The 14105-nt window shown below is 69.6% G+C and carries 16 protein-coding genes; 4 read left to right on the top strand and 12 right to left on the bottom strand.

Annotation, left to right across the window (positions count from 1 at the left end; all coding sequences use genetic code 11):
• Positions 1-11: 11 nt before the first annotated feature.
• The gene (locus tag FBT69_05255) at positions 12-767 is read right to left on the bottom strand and encodes a DUF1559 domain-containing protein (GenBank protein MDL1904209.1); all 756 of its coding nucleotides are present in this window, start codon (positions 765-767) and stop codon (positions 12-14) included.
• 62 nt (positions 768-829) lie between these two features.
• Complete coding sequence (locus tag FBT69_05250; protein ID MDL1904208.1) at positions 830-1384, bottom strand: hypothetical protein; 555 nt, start codon at positions 1382-1384, stop codon at positions 830-832.
• A gap of 128 nt (positions 1385-1512) precedes the next feature.
• On the opposite strand from FBT69_05250, the gene ispF reads away from it, so the two are divergent.
• On the top strand, positions 1513-2043 hold the full coding sequence (ispF, locus tag FBT69_05245; GenBank protein ID MDL1904207.1) for a 2-C-methyl-D-erythritol 2,4-cyclodiphosphate synthase: 531 nt from the start codon (positions 1513-1515) through the stop codon (positions 2041-2043).
• Positions 2044-2074: 31 nt separating this feature from the next.
• On the top strand, positions 2075-3031 hold the full coding sequence (locus tag FBT69_05240) for a hypothetical protein (GenBank protein ID MDL1904206.1): 957 nt from the start codon (positions 2075-2077) through the stop codon (positions 3029-3031).
• Here FBT69_05240 and FBT69_05235 read toward each other — a convergent pair.
• From FBT69_05235 to mutL, 4 genes are all read right to left on the bottom strand, one after another.
• Positions 2998-3618: a hypothetical protein gene (locus FBT69_05235; protein MDL1904205.1), complete on the bottom strand. Its 621-nt coding sequence runs from the start codon at positions 3616-3618 to the stop codon at positions 2998-3000. The genes FBT69_05240 and FBT69_05235 overlap by 34 nt on opposite strands.
• 124 nt (positions 3619-3742) lie before the next feature.
• Entirely contained in the window at positions 3743-4645 is a 903-nt protein-coding gene (locus FBT69_05230) for a rhomboid family intramembrane serine protease (protein MDL1904204.1), read from the bottom strand.
• Positions 4646-4721: 76 nt separating this feature from the next.
• Positions 4722-5171, bottom strand: a complete 450-nt coding sequence (locus tag FBT69_05225; GenBank protein MDL1904203.1) for an SRPBCC family protein — start codon at positions 5169-5171, stop codon at positions 4722-4724.
• Positions 5172-5182: 11 nt separating this feature from the next.
• Entirely contained in the window at positions 5183-7018 is a 1836-nt protein-coding gene (gene mutL / locus FBT69_05220; GenBank protein MDL1904202.1) for a DNA mismatch repair endonuclease MutL, read from the bottom strand.
• A gap of 41 nt (positions 7019-7059) precedes the next feature.
• On the opposite strand from mutL, the gene FBT69_05215 reads away from it, so the two are divergent.
• Entirely contained in the window at positions 7060-7485 is a 426-nt protein-coding gene (locus tag FBT69_05215) for an HIT family protein (GenBank protein ID MDL1904201.1), read from the top strand.
• Positions 7486-7488: 3 nt separating this feature from the next.
• On the opposite strand, the gene FBT69_05210 is transcribed toward FBT69_05215, so the two are convergent.
• The 6 genes from FBT69_05210 to FBT69_05185 all read right to left on the bottom strand — a co-directional run bounded on the left by FBT69_05210 (position 7489) and on the right by FBT69_05185 (position 13234).
• Positions 7489-8535, bottom strand: a complete 1047-nt coding sequence (locus tag FBT69_05210; GenBank protein ID MDL1904200.1) for a PDZ domain-containing protein — start codon at positions 8533-8535, stop codon at positions 7489-7491.
• 55 nt (positions 8536-8590) lie between these two features.
• Entirely contained in the window at positions 8591-9655 is a 1065-nt protein-coding gene (locus tag FBT69_05205) for a hypothetical protein (GenBank protein MDL1904199.1), read from the bottom strand.
• A 47-nt stretch (positions 9656-9702) separates the two neighbouring features.
• On the bottom strand, positions 9703-10593 hold the full coding sequence (locus FBT69_05200; protein MDL1904198.1) for a YicC family protein: 891 nt from the start codon (positions 10591-10593) through the stop codon (positions 9703-9705).
• Between the two features lie 94 nt (positions 10594-10687).
• A complete protein-coding gene (secG, locus tag FBT69_05195; protein MDL1904197.1) occupies positions 10688-11155 on the bottom strand; it encodes a preprotein translocase subunit SecG in 468 nt (155 codons plus the stop codon).
• Positions 11156-11241: 86 nt separating this feature from the next.
• The gene (locus FBT69_05190; protein ID MDL1904196.1) at positions 11242-12021 is read right to left on the bottom strand and encodes a triose-phosphate isomerase; all 780 of its coding nucleotides are present in this window, start codon (positions 12019-12021) and stop codon (positions 11242-11244) included.
• A gap of 22 nt (positions 12022-12043) precedes the next feature.
• A complete protein-coding gene (locus tag FBT69_05185; protein ID MDL1904195.1) occupies positions 12044-13234 on the bottom strand; it encodes a redoxin domain-containing protein in 1191 nt (396 codons plus the stop codon).
• Here FBT69_05185 and FBT69_05180 point away from each other — a divergent pair.
• Positions 13210-13659, top strand: a complete 450-nt coding sequence (locus FBT69_05180) for a hypothetical protein (protein MDL1904194.1) — start codon at positions 13210-13212, stop codon at positions 13657-13659. The two genes, FBT69_05185 and FBT69_05180, sit on opposite strands and share 25 nt — an antisense overlap.
• Positions 13660-14105: the final 446 nt, after the last annotated feature.

Below are 14105 nucleotides of genomic sequence, written 5' to 3'. Positions count from 1 at the left end.
AGCACGGTCCGTCAGCGCGCGTAGTCGCCGTCGTCCCAGATCAGCGTTTTCATGATCTCGTCCGACGGCACGATCTGCGCATGCCCGTCGAAGAACAATGCGTTCGCGCCCACACCGTGACGGCGCGGCGCGACCCGGCGCTGGTTCTCGCTCCCGCTCAGGTGGATCGCCTGCCGAACGTCGTAGAACAACGCGATCACGAAGTCGTCATCGCCCGCCGGCCGGATGCTCGAGTTGTAGTTCACGTTGTTCTTGTCTTCGCTGTAGTCCGTCAGGTACACCCGCTCCGACGGCCGGAAGACCCGCGTCAGCCGCATCGTTTCCTTGAACTTCGCCTTGTTGTTCGAGAGCTTGTCGTACGCGACGAACCACAGCCCGTTGTTCACGTAGTGAATCTGGTGCAGGTCGTCCCGCGGACGCGCCGGGTCCTGGAAATACGGCGCCTTCACGTACCGGTCGCGCAGCGGCTCCTCCCAGCTCGCCGTGTGGTCGACCAGCGGCCTCAACGCCCGCGGCCACGACGGATCGCTCGGCAGGCTCGCCTCGCGCGGGATGTACTCGTCGAACGTGTCCGCGTACACCAGCAGCGCGACGCCCAACTGACGCTGGTTCGAGAGGCACACGCTCTGCCGCGATGCCTCACGAGCCTTCCCCAGCGCGGGCAGCAGGATGCCGATCAGCAGCGCGATGATCGCGATGACCACCAGCAACTCGATCAGCGTGAACCCCCGTGGGCCGAACCGGCCGCGGGCGTCGTCCCGGAGCATCGCACCAGCGTACCAGAAACCGGCGGCCGATCAACCCCACCGCCCTGCCGCCCGCAGCAGGCTCACTGCCCGCCGACGTCGTGCATCTGCGCATCCCCCTGCGTCGCCGGAGGAGGTGGGGGGGGCACCGGAGTATGGGTCGTGCTCGCGGGCGCTGCCGTCTGCGTTTCCGCCGGGGATGGCTTGCCGCCGGGGGGGAACTCCGGGTACGCCCGCAGCGTCACGTCCACACGCCGCGACGACGGCGGCGGTACCGCGATCCGGTTCGTCAGGCGCCCGTACCGGTGCCCCGCGGGCATCAGACGCCACCGCATCACCCCCGACATCCACTCCTCGCTCTGCACCTGCTTGTCGTCGAAGTTGATCACCAACTGCTGACCGACAGGCACATCCATCGCAAACACCGGTTCACCGGTCCGTGTGTCCACCACCGTGATCGTCTGCGGCATGTACGGCTCGCTGACGTAGGTGTACTCGTCGATCGCCGCTCCCGAGCCGCCCGGATCGAAGTACGGCCGGTACGCCAGTCCGCATCCGACCCCGGCACCGATCACCGAGAGAGAAAGCAGCCCCGCAAGAAGAGCGTTCGAGCGGGTCTCCGGGCGGTTCATGGACATCGGCTCGGTCTCCGTCTGGGTGAGTGGCAGTCTAGGGGCTTCATCGTGGGCGCGCCGCCATGCCTACGCGGGCAGTCGCAGCCCGGTTCTGCCGGGTTCCCACGGGACTTATCGGTAGACTCAACCCCATGCCTGAAGCCCGAACCAGCCCGTCCGACCTCGCCTTCCGCGTCGGCCTGGGCTGGGACCTCCACCGCTTGGAGCCTCTTTCCCCCGTCGGGAGTGGTCGTCCCCTCGTCATCGGCGGCGTTCGATTCGAACATGACCGCGGACCCGCAGGCCACTCCGATGGCGACGTCCTCCTCCACGCCCTCACCGACGCCCTCCTCGGAGCGATCGGAGGCCCGGACATCGGCGAGGTCTTCTCCGACTCCGACCCCCGCTGGGCAGGCGCGGATTCCACGGTCTTTGTCGCCGAGGCCCTCCGTCGGGTCCATGCAGCCGGCTGGCGCGTCGTCAACACCGACGCCGTCGTCATCCTCGAACGACCGAGGCTCGCACCCTCCAAGCAGGCCGTCCGCGATAATCTGGCCGGCCTCTTGGGCATTCCGATCGAACGCGTCAACATTAAGGGAAAGACCCACGAGCGCATCGGCCCGATCGGCGAGGGCAAGGCCGTCGAGGCACAGGTCGTCGTGCTTCTGGCCCGTACCTCGTGACCCGGCTTCCTCACCCCCCAATGATCCAGCCGTGCAGCGGCGAGATCCAAACGCAGGCCCAGGCAGGCTCAGAATCGCCGCCGCAGCGACCGCTTCGGGCCTTCGCCGCTACCCCCGCGATCTCGCCGAGTCCATCCGCGATGTCGCCCGCACCCGCACCGACGGCGCTGGTGCGCCACCAGACCTGCGCGGCCTGCATGAGCATGAACTCGCCGCCGCTTGGCTCGGACATGCCAGCGTCCTCCTCCGTCAGGGCGGCGTCACCCTCCTCATCGATCCCGTCTTCTCACGTCGTATCGGCCCTCGCCTCGGCCCGCTCACGCTCGGCCCCGCCCGCCGTTCGTGCCCCGTCGATCCCTCGACGCTTCCACCTGCCGACGCGATCCTCATCACCCACGCCCACTACGACCACCTCGACCGTCCGACCCTCGCCGCGCTCGCCTCGTCGCGCACCACCGTCATCACCGCACGCGGCACCCGCGGCCTGATCCCGCGCGGCTTCCGCCACGTCATCGAACTCGACTGGGACGACGAACGCGAAATCGAGAACCTTGCCGTCCGAGCCATCCGCCCCGCCCACTGGGGCGCTCGCGCCTGGCTCGACTTCGGCCGCGGCTTCAACTCCTACGTCATCGTCTCGGACGACCGTCGAACCATCGCCGCAGGCGACACCGCACGCACCGACGCCTTCCGCGGCGTCGGTCCGATTGATCTCGCCCTTTTTGGCATCGGCGCCTACGACCCTTGGCAGCACAAGCACGCCACGCCCGAGCAGGTCTGGGAGATGTTCACGGCCGCCCCGGGTGCTCGCCTGCTCCCCATCCATCACTCGACGTTCGAACTCTCCGACGAACACCGCGACGAGCCGATGCGCCGCTTGCTCGCCGCCGCCGGCGCGGACCACGTGCGCATCATCGTCGTCGAGCCGGGGTACGTCTGGGCAGCGAGCGAGGATCAGCCCGTGCCCGACCGCCTGCGCAACTGTTGACGCTGCACCGCCGCGCTGATCCGCTGCATCCCCACCAGCAGCGACCTCGGACCGTCCGACGGCAGGCAGAGCAGCCCGTACCGCGTCCGCCCCGGGGTCAGAGGCTTGATGCTCTGCACCCGCGCCCGACCGGCGTACTTCGTCCGCTCGTACTCCACCTCCACCGCCACCACCGCACCGTACCCGTGGTTCCCGCCCGAGATCACCGAGAACCCCGTCGCGCTCACGTCCGTCAGCGGGCACTCCGGTTCGCTCTCGATCGTCGCGCTGAACCCCGTCGTCACCGTGCTCACCCGGTAGCACTCGCGCGATTCGCACGACGCCGCCTCGCCCGTCGTCTGGAACCCGAACGCCCGCGAGGCTCCCTCATCCAGCGAGGCGGTGATCCGCGCCGGCTGTTGCATGAACCCGTTCCGACCCTGGAAGAACACCGCCACTTCCGTCCCCGGCGTCGCGGTCAGCCCGGGCTCGTCGAACCGGGCCACGAACATCCCGTTCCGCACGTCCACCACCTTCGCCGCATGCAGCACCCGCGACCCGGACTCCTCGGGCAGTGTGAAGAAGACGTCTGTGCCCTTCGTGAACATGGAGCACCCCCTGTCGATGCCGCGCGCGGACGCCCGCGAGAGGCGTGTTATGGGGGCTATCGGGCCACGGAAGAACGGAGTTGAGGCTCAGCCGCCGAACCCCGACCGATGCACCCAGGGGGTTTCACGAGAAATATGTCAGCACGACGAACCCCAGCACCAGCATCGCCACGAATGTCAAAAGCGCCACGATCGCGCCGTCCGACCGATCCATGTCCATCATCTCCGCAAGCAACCAGGCGTAGATCATCCCCGACACGCCGAGCCAGATGAACCGGTAGGGCAGCCACGACGTTGCCACAAGCGCGAAGGCCACCACGGCATAAATGCCCATCAGCCTCAGCGCATTCAGATGGAACGGCGCGTTGAACCCGATCCAACCCAGGCAGCACAACCACAGCACGATCATGCCCACGGGCAACGCCATCGCCGTCCCGATCAGGTACGGCACGATGGCGAGCGGCCGACCCGTCAGCATGAAGTAGCCGAGCGTCGCCAGCGTCCCCACCGCGAACATCACGATCGGCTTCGTGTACTCCCGCCTCGCCACGTCCCGCGACACCGTGCTGTCGATCCGCTCGCGGTGCGTCGTTCCCACGATGGTCCCGCACTCCGGGCACCGCGGCGCGTGCAGCCCGGTCAGGTCGTACCCGCACTTCGCGCACGGCAGCCTCACCCGCCCGTCGCCCGCGCGCTTCCCCTCCACGAGCGTCGAACTCTGGATCCCTTTTCGCTCGTCGTACCCGCAGTGGACGCACACCACCGCATCTGCGGAGATACGCAGCATGCACACCGGGCACGCCTTCTCCACCGCGACGTGCGCGTCCTCGATCGGGATGATGTCGTCCACCCCGGCCGCCGCGAGCATCGTCGTGGCCGTTGTTCCCGCAGAGGCAGCCACGGCCGCAAACCCCGACCTCGCCGCCGCCTTCGCCTCGCAGGGCTTGCAGTAGTACCGCCCTGCCTTGTCCTTCACCCGAGGCCGGTCGGAGCAGTCCTCGCCACAGACGGCGCAGATCTTCGCCATGCCGCCGCTCCCAAGGGGTGTCGGCGCCACCCGCCGATCAGACTACCACACTTCCCTCCCCGTTGCACGGCAAACCTTACGATCCGCTCTCAACCGCCCGCTTCACGTCGGCCAGATCCTTGTTCAACGCCTTCCGGCACGCGCCCATCATCAACGCTCCCAGCGGCATCAGCAGTTTCGCCCCGAGACTCACCGCCCGCCCGCTGAACTCGATCTCCACCCGCGTCCCGCTCCCTTCGGGCACGAACCGATGCGCCGTCCGGTACCGCATCCCGTGCGATTCGGCCGTCATCACGAACGACCGCGGCGGGTCGAACTCGACGATCTCCATCTCCTCGCTCGCCTCGCGCCCGAACATCACCCGCGTCTCCCGGAACCGCGTCCCGACCCCGACCGGACCCTCCGTCAGCACCTCGATCCGGGTGATCGCCTCGACGCGGTCCGCCGCCCGCGCCAAGTCCGTGCATGCTCGAAACACCGTCTCCGGCGCCGCCTGGATCGTCACGCTCGCCGTGCAACTCGGCATCGTGCTGCTCCTTACGAGCGACCGAACAGACGCTCCAGATCCCTGATCGTCAGCCGGATCGACGTCGGCCTCCCGTGCGGGCACGACGACGACCGCTCCACCTCTCCACGCAGGTCCAGCAGCGCGCCCAGTTCCGGCTCGGTCAGCCGATCTCCAGCCTTCACCGCCGCCTTGCACGCCATCATGTCCAGCACCTCGCGCAACGTCTCCTCGCCGTCCGGCACAAAGCCTTCCTCCTCCGCCCGGTGCAGCAGGTCCTCCATGAACGGGCCGGCCTCCACGCCGCGCTCAAACAGGAACGTCGGGAACGCATGAATCCCCACCGAACGAGGCCCCATCGGCGCCGCGTCCACGCCGATCCGCTCCAGCAGCGGCCCCAGGTCCGCCAGCCGCGACACACGCTCCGCGGGCGCCTCCACGACGATCGGCGTCAGCAGTCGCTGGCTCTCCAGCGGACCGCTCGCCACGCGCTCCAGCAGCAACTCGAACATCACCCGCTCGTGCAGGGCGTGCTGGTCGATGATCACCACGCCCTGCTCGTCCTGAGTCACAATGTACGAGTTGTGCACCTGCAGCGCACGGTCCACCGGCCTCGGCACGGCGATCGGCGGTGCGCCCGCCCCCGGGACGCCATCACCCGCCGGACTCGGTGCACCCGCCGCCTCCACAGCCGATCGCACCGCCTCGTACGAGAACCGTCCCCCCGTTTGTGCCGGAACCTGCCGGCCGAAGTACTCCACGAACGACGACACCCGCGCCTCCGGCGTCGTCCCCGTGAAATGCGCCGACGGCACGCTCGGCGTCAGGTCCGCCGCACGCAACGCCTCCCGCACCGCCCCCAGCACCACCGAATGCACCAGCCCCTGGTCCCGGAACCGGACCTCCGCCTTCGCCGGGTGCACGTTCACGTCTACCGCTTCCGGCGGCAGTTCCAGCATTACTACCACCAGCGGGTGGCGTGTCGGGTCGATCAATCCGCGGTACGCCTCGCGCACCGCGTGCTGCAGCGTCCGATCCGCAACCGCGCGACCGTTCACGTACAGGTGCTGCGCCGTACGCGATGCCCGCGCCACGCCCGGCCGACCCGCCAGCCCCCAGATCGCCACGCCCGGCGGCGGCTCAGGCCCCACCCCCCCCAACTCCACCAACTCGCGCTCCAGCTCACGCCCCAGCACGTCCAGCGCGCGGTCGCGCACGCTCTGCTCCGGCGGCAGGTCCAACAAGGTCCGCCCGTCAGCACGCAACTCGAATCCGACCGCCGGGTGCGCCAGCGCGAGCGTCCGAACCAGGTCCACGCACCGCGCCTGCTCAGTTCCTAGCGTCCGCAGGAACTTCCGTCGCGCAGGCGTGTTGTAGAACAGATTGCGCACCGCGACAGCCGTTCCAGGCGCGCCGGCCGCTGGCTTCACCTCCGACGCACGCCCACCCTCGACCTCGATCACCGATGCACCCTGTTCCTCCAGCGTGCGCGAGCGCAGGCTCAGCCGCGAGACGGACGCGATCGACGCCAGCGCCTCGCCCCGGAACCCCAGCGTCGCCACGCGCTCGAGGTCCGCCGCACCCCGCAACTTGCTCGTCGCGTGCGGCGCGACCGCCAGCGGCAGCTCCGCCGACGGGATGCCGCACCCGTCGTCGCTCACGCGCACGAGTTCGATCCCGCCCTGCTCGAGTTCGACGATGATCCGCCGCGCCCCGGCATCCAGCGCGTTCTCCACCAGTTCCTTCACCACCGATGCCGGACGCTCAACCACCTCGCCCGCCGCGATCTGGTCCACCACAAGCTGCGGCAGGGCGACAATCCTTCGTCTCGTCGCGGCCTCGGTTTCCGGCGGGGCGTCCAGGCTCATCACCCGATTCTACCGAAGCTCCGGCCCGGTACACTTCGCCCATGCCCGAGACCGTCTTCGCCAGGATCATCCGCGGCGAAATCCCCTGCCATCGCGTCTACGAGGACGACCACGTCCTCGCCTTCCTCGACGTCAACCCGCTCAGCCCCGGCCACGTCCTTGTCATCCCCAAGGAACCCGCCGCGACACTCGACGCACTCTCCGACGAGTCCGCCGCCGCGATCGGCCGCGTCCTGCCGCGCATCTGCCGCGCCGTTCTTCAAGCCACCGGCGCACAGGCATTCAACGTCCTCCAGAACAACGGCGCCGACGCCCATCAGGCCGTCATGCACGTCCACTTCCACGTCATCCCACGCTTCCCCGGCCAGAGCGCGGGCGGACTCGGCATCGTCTGGCGACCGCACCCCCTCAATCACACCGACGGCGCAGCCCTCGCCGCGAAGATCGCCGCTCAACTCGCGCGATAACCTCTACGGCTCGACGACCTGCCCGAACCGGATCGCCCGGATCGTCTCCTCGAGATCACGCAGCTGCTCCGCCGTCTCCGCGCGCTGACGCAACAGCGCCTCGCGCTGGTCCGCCGGCAGGTCGCGCTGCCGCAACGCGGCCTCGAACGCCAAAATCCGGTCCACGAACCACTGCCGCTGCAGCTGCAGCGCCTCGATCCGTGCCATCGCATCGCGTTCGCCGCGCTCCAGCGCCTCAGGGCGAACCACCACCCGCCAGCCCTCATCCTGCAACGCCTGCCGGGGCAAGCCGCCGGCGATCAACGCGGTCCCCATCCCGGGATGCTGCGACACACGGACCGGGCCGCGTCGGGACGACCGCGCATCCAACTCCGGAACCAACGGCTCCCACTCGCCCGGCTCCAGCCCCGCATCGATCACCATCGAAGGCTTCATCGCCCGCTCACGCCGCAACTCCCACGCTCGAGCCATCACGGCGTAATCCGGGACCATCGGCTGCTGAAGGTCCGCGAATCGACCCAGCCGAACCTCGACTCGCATCGGCTTCCCGTCGCGGACAATCTCCAGCGGCACCGCGTCGCCAGGCTCGTACGAGAGGATCACCGCGCGAAACGTCAGCGTGTCGGACAGCCTCACGCCGCCCGCCGACCGCACCACGTCCCGCGGCCGAAGCGAGACCGAGGCATCGAACCCCCCGACCGTCGCCGCGATCTCCGTGCCGTCGCCGTTCTGGTTCCCGAACTGCACCCCCAGAGCGCCCCGCTGCGTCCGCTGAAAACACATGAACGCTACCCGGTCCAACCGTGCCACCTGCTCCGGCGTCAGGGTCGGATCGTTCAACAGCGGTTCGATGTCCGCCAGACGGAGCCCTTCGAGGCTCATCAGCCGCATCGTCGCGGCCTCGCGAGCCTCCAACGACACCGCGTCGAGGTCGCGGATCACCGTCCGCAAGTCCCGAGGGGGCGTCGGCGACTGCCCGGACGCTGCCGCCGCTACCGACACAGCCAGCCAGGCCGCCAAACCCGATCGACGGACGGTCGCTGCGGTCATGCGGCCTCCTCGGGCGTCGCCCGATCCCTAAGTCTGCGCAGCCCGCCGGCACGGGTCAACAGGCCTGTCGTTCCCCGGACGCCGCCCGGGCCACCTCCACGGCGTTCGCCCGGAGCCAGTCCGCTTTCCGAAGCGCCATGGACAGGAACTCCCCGGCGTCCAGCCCTCCGAATGTTCCCGTCACCGCGATCGGCGCGATCGTCTCGGAGATCAGAGCCTCCACCATCAGGTCGGGGATCGCGTGGGGCGCCTCCGGCGCACGACCCGCCTCGGCACGCCATCCGGCGAAGAACGCCCCCAACCTGCCAAGGTCCAGCTCCGCCGGCCATGACGCGGGCTTGCCCGGCCCGCGCGTGATCGAGAACTGCAAGCCGCCCGCCGCCGCGTCCGCGAGCGTCGGCGCGACGCACGCCGAGTCGAAGTCCACCACCGCCGCCACGCGCCGCGACCGGAACACCATGTTGCCCGGGTGCCAGTCCCCGTGCACGACCTGCACCGGCCATGCGCCGTACCCCGCCCGGTCCACGGCATGCGAAGCCGCCTCGTAATGGTGTCGCAACTGACGAAGCGCGGACCGCGAACGCGGGTCCGTCGGCAGCCGTCCCCCGTGCCGCAGCGCATCGACGACTGCGGGGCGTGCATGGAACGATCCCACGAGGGGGGGGAACGTCGGCATGAACCCGTCGAGCAGCCGGTGCAGCCGAGCCAGCAGCGCGCCCGCGTCCGCCGTCGCCTCCGCAGACCGGTCGTACTCCTCGCCGGGCACGTAGCGGAACAACTCGTAGACGTGCCCCCCCGCCTGCACGAGCGTGTTGTTCGCCGCCCGCGTCCCGATGATCTCCGGCGCGGGGAACCCCGCCGCGTGCAAGTGCAACTGCAACTCGTGCGAGAACGCAACGCGGTGCGGGTCGTCTCGCCCCGGCGCGCGCCGCTTGAGCAGCAGCGGGCCGCGCGACGTGCGCAGCAGAACCTTCGGGGCACGCCGCGACCCGCGCGGGAACTCATGCACCGATTCGATCACGCCCAGGTCGTAGTGCGAACACACCACCGCCAACTCGCCCATCGAGAAGCGGTCGCGACCGTTGTTCTCGCCGTTGCGTGCGGGTTCCACGGCGTGCATTCGCCCCAGGGTTCCCCGCCACTCCGTGGCGGCTCCGCGCCCTACGTTCACTCGACGTTCTGGACCTGCTCCTTGATCCGGTCGATCAGGCCCTTGATCTCCACGATCAGCCGCGAGATCAGCGCGTCCGACGACTTGCTCGCGATCGTGTTCGCCTCGCGCAGCATCTCCTGCGCCAGGAAGTCCAGCGTCCTGCCCACGGGCTGGTCGTCCGGCGCGCCGAGCAGGTCGCCGAACTGGTCGATGTGCGCGCTCAGCCGTGCGACCTCCTCAGCGATGTCCGTCCGCTCCGCGTACGTCGCCAACTCCCGGATCAACTCCACCGGCTCGACCTTCACCCCCGCCGACTCCAGCATCGAGTCGATCCGCTGACGCAGCCTCGCCTCATAGTCCTGGATCACCTGCGGCGCGCGGGCCGCGATCTGCTCCAGCCGCGCTCCGATCTCCCCGGCGTGACGGCGCAACTCCTCTTCCAGCATCGCCCCCTCGCGCCGGCGCATCGAGATCGCATGATCGCAAGCCAGGTCCGTCAGCCGCGAGAACTCCGCCCGTGCCCGCAGCAGCCGGTCCTCCTCGTCCGCCGGCGGCTGCAGGACGCCCGGCAGTGCGAGCAGCGACCCAACGTCGATCTGCAACTCACCCGCCGCCACCGCCTTCACACGCCGCAACTGCTCCACGTAGCGGTCCAGCGCGCGGTGGTTCACGTCCAGCGCTGCCGTCTCCGACGAATCCGTGCAACTCGCCGTCAACGTCACCGTCCCGCGGCTGATCCGACGCCGCAGCAGCGACTCCAACTCCGCCTCCAGCACCTGCAGCGTCTCGGGCAGCCGGATGACGGCCTTGAAGTACTTGTTGTTCAGCGATCGCAACTCGACGAAGAAATGCACGCCGTCCACCTGCGACGACGATTCTCCGAACCCCGTCATGCTCCGGATCACGCGCGACTCCCAACCCCACGGCCCGACTCACACGCCCGCCGTCGGACGGACGCGCCTCCGGAGTCTAATCAAAGCCTCTCTGCCGCGCCTCGCATCACTCCGGCTTGTTCCCGCTCTCATCCCCGCCCTCCGGCGAACGGACCGGCTGGTCCCCATCGACCGGACTGGCCGCGGGGACTTCGGGCACAGGCTGGGCGGTCGGCGGCGGGGTCTGCCCCGTCGGCAGGTCTTCGACCGGCGCGGTCGTCTGGGCCGCTGGCGCAGTTACGGGGATCGGCCCCGAAGGCCGGCTGACGAATACCAGTGTGACCGCCATGACCAGCCACAGCACGAAGAATCCGATCGTCGCGATCGTGAGCGCATCGCCCGTCCGCGCGCCGAACGCCGTCTCGCCTGAGCCGGACCCCGACCCGAACGCGCCGCTCAGGCCGCCGCCCTGCGGGCGCTGGATCAGCACCGTCAGGATCAGCAGGAGTGAGCAGCCGAGGAACGCCACCCCGAGCAGGCCGCTCAGGATCGGCGAAGCGGCGAGCAGGGCGGGAACGGTCAGCGTCGAGTGCATCTGGCGTTGGCTCCGGGCGGTCGATCGATGATTCGGGTTTTCGGCCGCGCGATGCCGGCGTCCGACCAGCGGAGCCGGGCGGGAGTCTAGGCGATCGGCCTCGCCACCCTCGTCTCGGCCGCCCGCACGATGGCGCAGAAGTCCGATGCCGAGAGCGACGCTCCGCCGACCAGCCCCCCGTCCACGTCCGGCCTGGCGAGCAGGGCCTCGGCGTTGTCCGGCTTGAGCGACCCGCCGTAGATGATCCGCATCGCCGCCGCCGCCTCGCGGGAGAACACGGACGCCACCACGGCCCGCACCCTGGCATGGGCGTCCTGGGCGTCGGCGGGCGAGGCGTTACGTCCCGTGCCGATCGCCCAGACCGGTTCGTATGCGATGACCAGCCGCGCGGCCTGTTCCGCGCGGACCCCCGCGAGGCCGGCGCGCAGTTGCCGCTCGTTCACGGCGTCCGTCTCGCCGCGTTCGCGCTGGTCGAGCGTTTCGCCGATGCAGAGCACGCAGGTCAGTCCCGCGTCGAGCGCAGCGCGAGTCTTGCGGTTGACGAGGTCGTCGCTCTCGCCGATGACGAGGCGGCGTTCCGAGTGCCCGGTGAGCACGGCGGAGACGCCGCAGTCGATGAGCATGGCGGCCGACACCTCGCCGGTGAACGCGCCGTTCTTCTCGTGGTAGAGGTTCTGTGCGCCGAGAGCGACCCGGGAGCCTTGCAGCGCGTCGGCGATCGTGCCGAGGTAGGGGAACGGCGGAAAGACCGCGACCTCAACCCCTTTGCACGCATCCGCTCCTTGCGCGACCGCGCGGGCGAGCGCGACGCCCGACGCGCGGTCGGTGTTCATTTTCCAGTTGCCGCCGACGAAGGGAGTGCGCATGGCGGGAGGATACCCGCCGGGGTCAGAAGCGGTTCGATCCTGGGGGTACGCTGCGCGGCGCGGGCTGTGCTTCTGGCGGCACGAGGCCGAGCAGGACTTTCAGGGTCTGCTCGGTTTCCTTCGGGTCGCTCCAGACCTGGCGTGAGGCGACGATGCCCTGGGCGTCGAGCACGAACGCGCGGTTGGGGAAGCCAGCCCACGCGGTCGCCGCCTTGTTTTCGAGGTCGTCGACGAGCACGACGGATCCGAGGGCGAGCTTGTCCTTGGCGAGGGCGGCGGCCTTGGCGCGGTCCTCGGCGGTCGCGTGCTGCGCGAGCGAGATGCCGGCGCGGGTGTTCGCGGTCAGGGGCCTGGCGTCGCTCGGGTGGGCTTCGCGGGTGTAGACGAAGACCCAGTTGACGCGGTCGCCGAACTGCTCGCGAACCTTGGCGAAGTCGGCGACCTTCTCGCGGAAGCGCGGGCAGGTGTAGCTGCCGAACTCGACGACGGTGGGCTTGCCGCGGAGTGAGGCGAGCGGGACGATTTCGCCGGCGAGGTTGCGCAGTTCGAAATCCGGCGCGGGCGAGCCGACTCGGACGGGCCGCTGTCCCTGAGCGCCCGCGCCGCGGGCCGGCGCGCCCAGGCCTCCCATTCTCATGCCCAGGTCGGCCTCGGTGACGTAGGCGTCGAAGAGCTCGCGCTGCTCGGGGTCGAGCAGTGCGCGGCAGTCGTTGAGGAACGACTCGTTGATCGGCTTCATGGCCGCCTGCATCCGCTGGAAGAGCGCTTCACGATCCGCGCCTTCGGGCGCGAGGCGTTCGCCCGGCTCGCGCGGGGGCATGAGTTCGCGCATGGCTTCGCGCTGGGCCACCCGGTAGGCGTCGTGCCTGGCGACGAGTTTCTGCCATTGCTCCTCGGTCGGGTTGACCGCGCCTCGGAGGTGGGCGAGGAACTCACCCCCAACGCGGCCTTCCGGCTGCTGGCCGAACTGCCGCTGCCCCCCGGGCTGGCCCTGACGTTCCGGCTGGGTGAGCGCGGCGGAAAACCCGAGCGACACCGCGAAGGTGGCGATCACGACCAGGGTGGTTCGCATGGGGAGCCTCCTCGAGAGGATGGTACCAAGCCCAACGCGGGAGCGGTTCCGATATTGCCAGGGGATGGGAAGGTCAAAGACCAAGGGGAACGCCCCGTGGCTGTAGACTGACCGCCATGAAGGCGATCCTTTTCGCGGCATTGGCGGGTGTGTGCTGGGGTGTCGGGGAGTTGTTTACAAAGAGCGTGCTGCACACGGGTCGCGTGGGGCCGATCACGGCGATCGCGGTGCGCAGCACGGTTGCGCTGCCCGTGCTGTGGGCGGCGTGGTTCGTGGCCGTGCGGGTGCTGCGGGCCGAGCCTGCGGACTGGCACCGGGCTGGCGCACCGACGCTGCTCAAGCTCGCGCTCGGGTCTGGCCTGGTGGCTGGGGCGGCGGCGATGATCTTCTTCTACGCCGCGCTGCACCTCGGCGAGATTTCGCGGGTCAAGCCGATCGCGTTCGCGCTTGCCCCGGCGGTTGCGGCGGCGTTGGCGGTGGTCGTGCTGCACGAGCCGATGACGGCGCGGAAGGCTGGGGGTGTTGCTGCGATCCTGCTGGGGATCGTGCTGCTGACGGGGAAGTGAGGGAGTCGGGGGAGACGAGTTTCTGGAGTCGGCGCTCACGCGGAGGCGCGGCGGCGCGGAGCGGGAGAGGAGCGGGTGCGGGAGACTCGAGATCGGAGTTCCGGAGCGGGTCGTTCGGAGAGGTTGTGTGCGACCCGCAAGGTTCCGCCGCGTGGTGAGCGGGAGACGGATCCGCCATGGCGCGGCGAGAGCCGGGGACAGCGGGCATCGGAGAGGCGCAGCCGGTGCGAGGCGTGGCCGGGGCGTTGCGCTCGCTCGCGCTGCGTGCTCCGTCTTGGCGCGAGCGTGATGACGGATTGAAGGAGCCGGTGACGGCACGGAGGATGGTGGTTGCTGCGCGGCGGCGTTCGGTGGGGTGCTCCTCGGTTGCGAGGGCGAGCTTCTCGAGTTCGTCCACGGCGGTGATGGCGGAGTCGAGGAGTCGGAGTTTGAGCGTGCGTTCCAGC

This window comes from Synechococcales cyanobacterium CNB (assembly GCA_030263455.1).
GTDB lineage: Bacteria > Planctomycetota > Phycisphaerae > Phycisphaerales > UBA1924 > CAADGN01.
This window is presented reverse-complemented; position numbering and strand designations above follow the sequence as displayed.

Excerpts from the sequence above, each read along its gene's own strand:
- FBT69_05255 (MDL1904209.1), bottom strand. The coding sequence starts at position 767 with ATGCTCCGGGACGACGCCCGCGGCCGGTTCGGCCCACGGGGGTTCACG.
- FBT69_05250 (MDL1904208.1), bottom strand. The coding sequence starts at position 1,384 with ATGTCCATGAACCGCCCGGAGACCCGCTCGAACGCTCTTCTTGCGGGG.
- ispF (MDL1904207.1), top strand. The coding sequence starts at position 1,513 with ATGCCTGAAGCCCGAACCAGCCCGTCCGACCTCGCCTTCCGCGTCGGC.
- FBT69_05235 (MDL1904205.1), bottom strand. The coding sequence starts at position 3,618 with ATGTTCACGAAGGGCACAGACGTCTTCTTCACACTGCCCGAGGAGTCC.
- FBT69_05230 (MDL1904204.1), bottom strand. The coding sequence starts at position 4,645 with ATGGCGAAGATCTGCGCCGTCTGTGGCGAGGACTGCTCCGACCGGCCT.
- FBT69_05225 (MDL1904203.1), bottom strand. The coding sequence starts at position 5,171 with ATGCCGAGTTGCACGGCGAGCGTGACGATCCAGGCGGCGCCGGAGACG.
- mutL (MDL1904202.1), bottom strand. The coding sequence starts at position 7,018 with ATGAGCCTGGACGCCCCGCCGGAAACCGAGGCCGCGACGAGACGAAGG.
- FBT69_05215 (MDL1904201.1), top strand. The coding sequence starts at position 7,060 with ATGCCCGAGACCGTCTTCGCCAGGATCATCCGCGGCGAAATCCCCTGC.
- FBT69_05210 (MDL1904200.1), bottom strand. The coding sequence starts at position 8,535 with ATGACCGCAGCGACCGTCCGTCGATCGGGTTTGGCGGCCTGGCTGGCT.
- FBT69_05205 (MDL1904199.1), bottom strand. The coding sequence starts at position 9,655 with ATGCACGCCGTGGAACCCGCACGCAACGGCGAGAACAACGGTCGCGAC.
- secG (MDL1904197.1), bottom strand. The coding sequence starts at position 11,155 with ATGCACTCGACGCTGACCGTTCCCGCCCTGCTCGCCGCTTCGCCGATC.
- FBT69_05190 (MDL1904196.1), bottom strand. The coding sequence starts at position 12,021 with ATGCGCACTCCCTTCGTCGGCGGCAACTGGAAAATGAACACCGACCGC.
- FBT69_05180 (MDL1904194.1), top strand. The coding sequence starts at position 13,210 with ATGAAGGCGATCCTTTTCGCGGCATTGGCGGGTGTGTGCTGGGGTGTC.
- FBT69_05185 (MDL1904195.1), bottom strand. The coding sequence starts at position 13,234 with ATGCCGCGAAAAGGATCGCCTTCATGGCGGTCAGTCTACAGCCACGGG.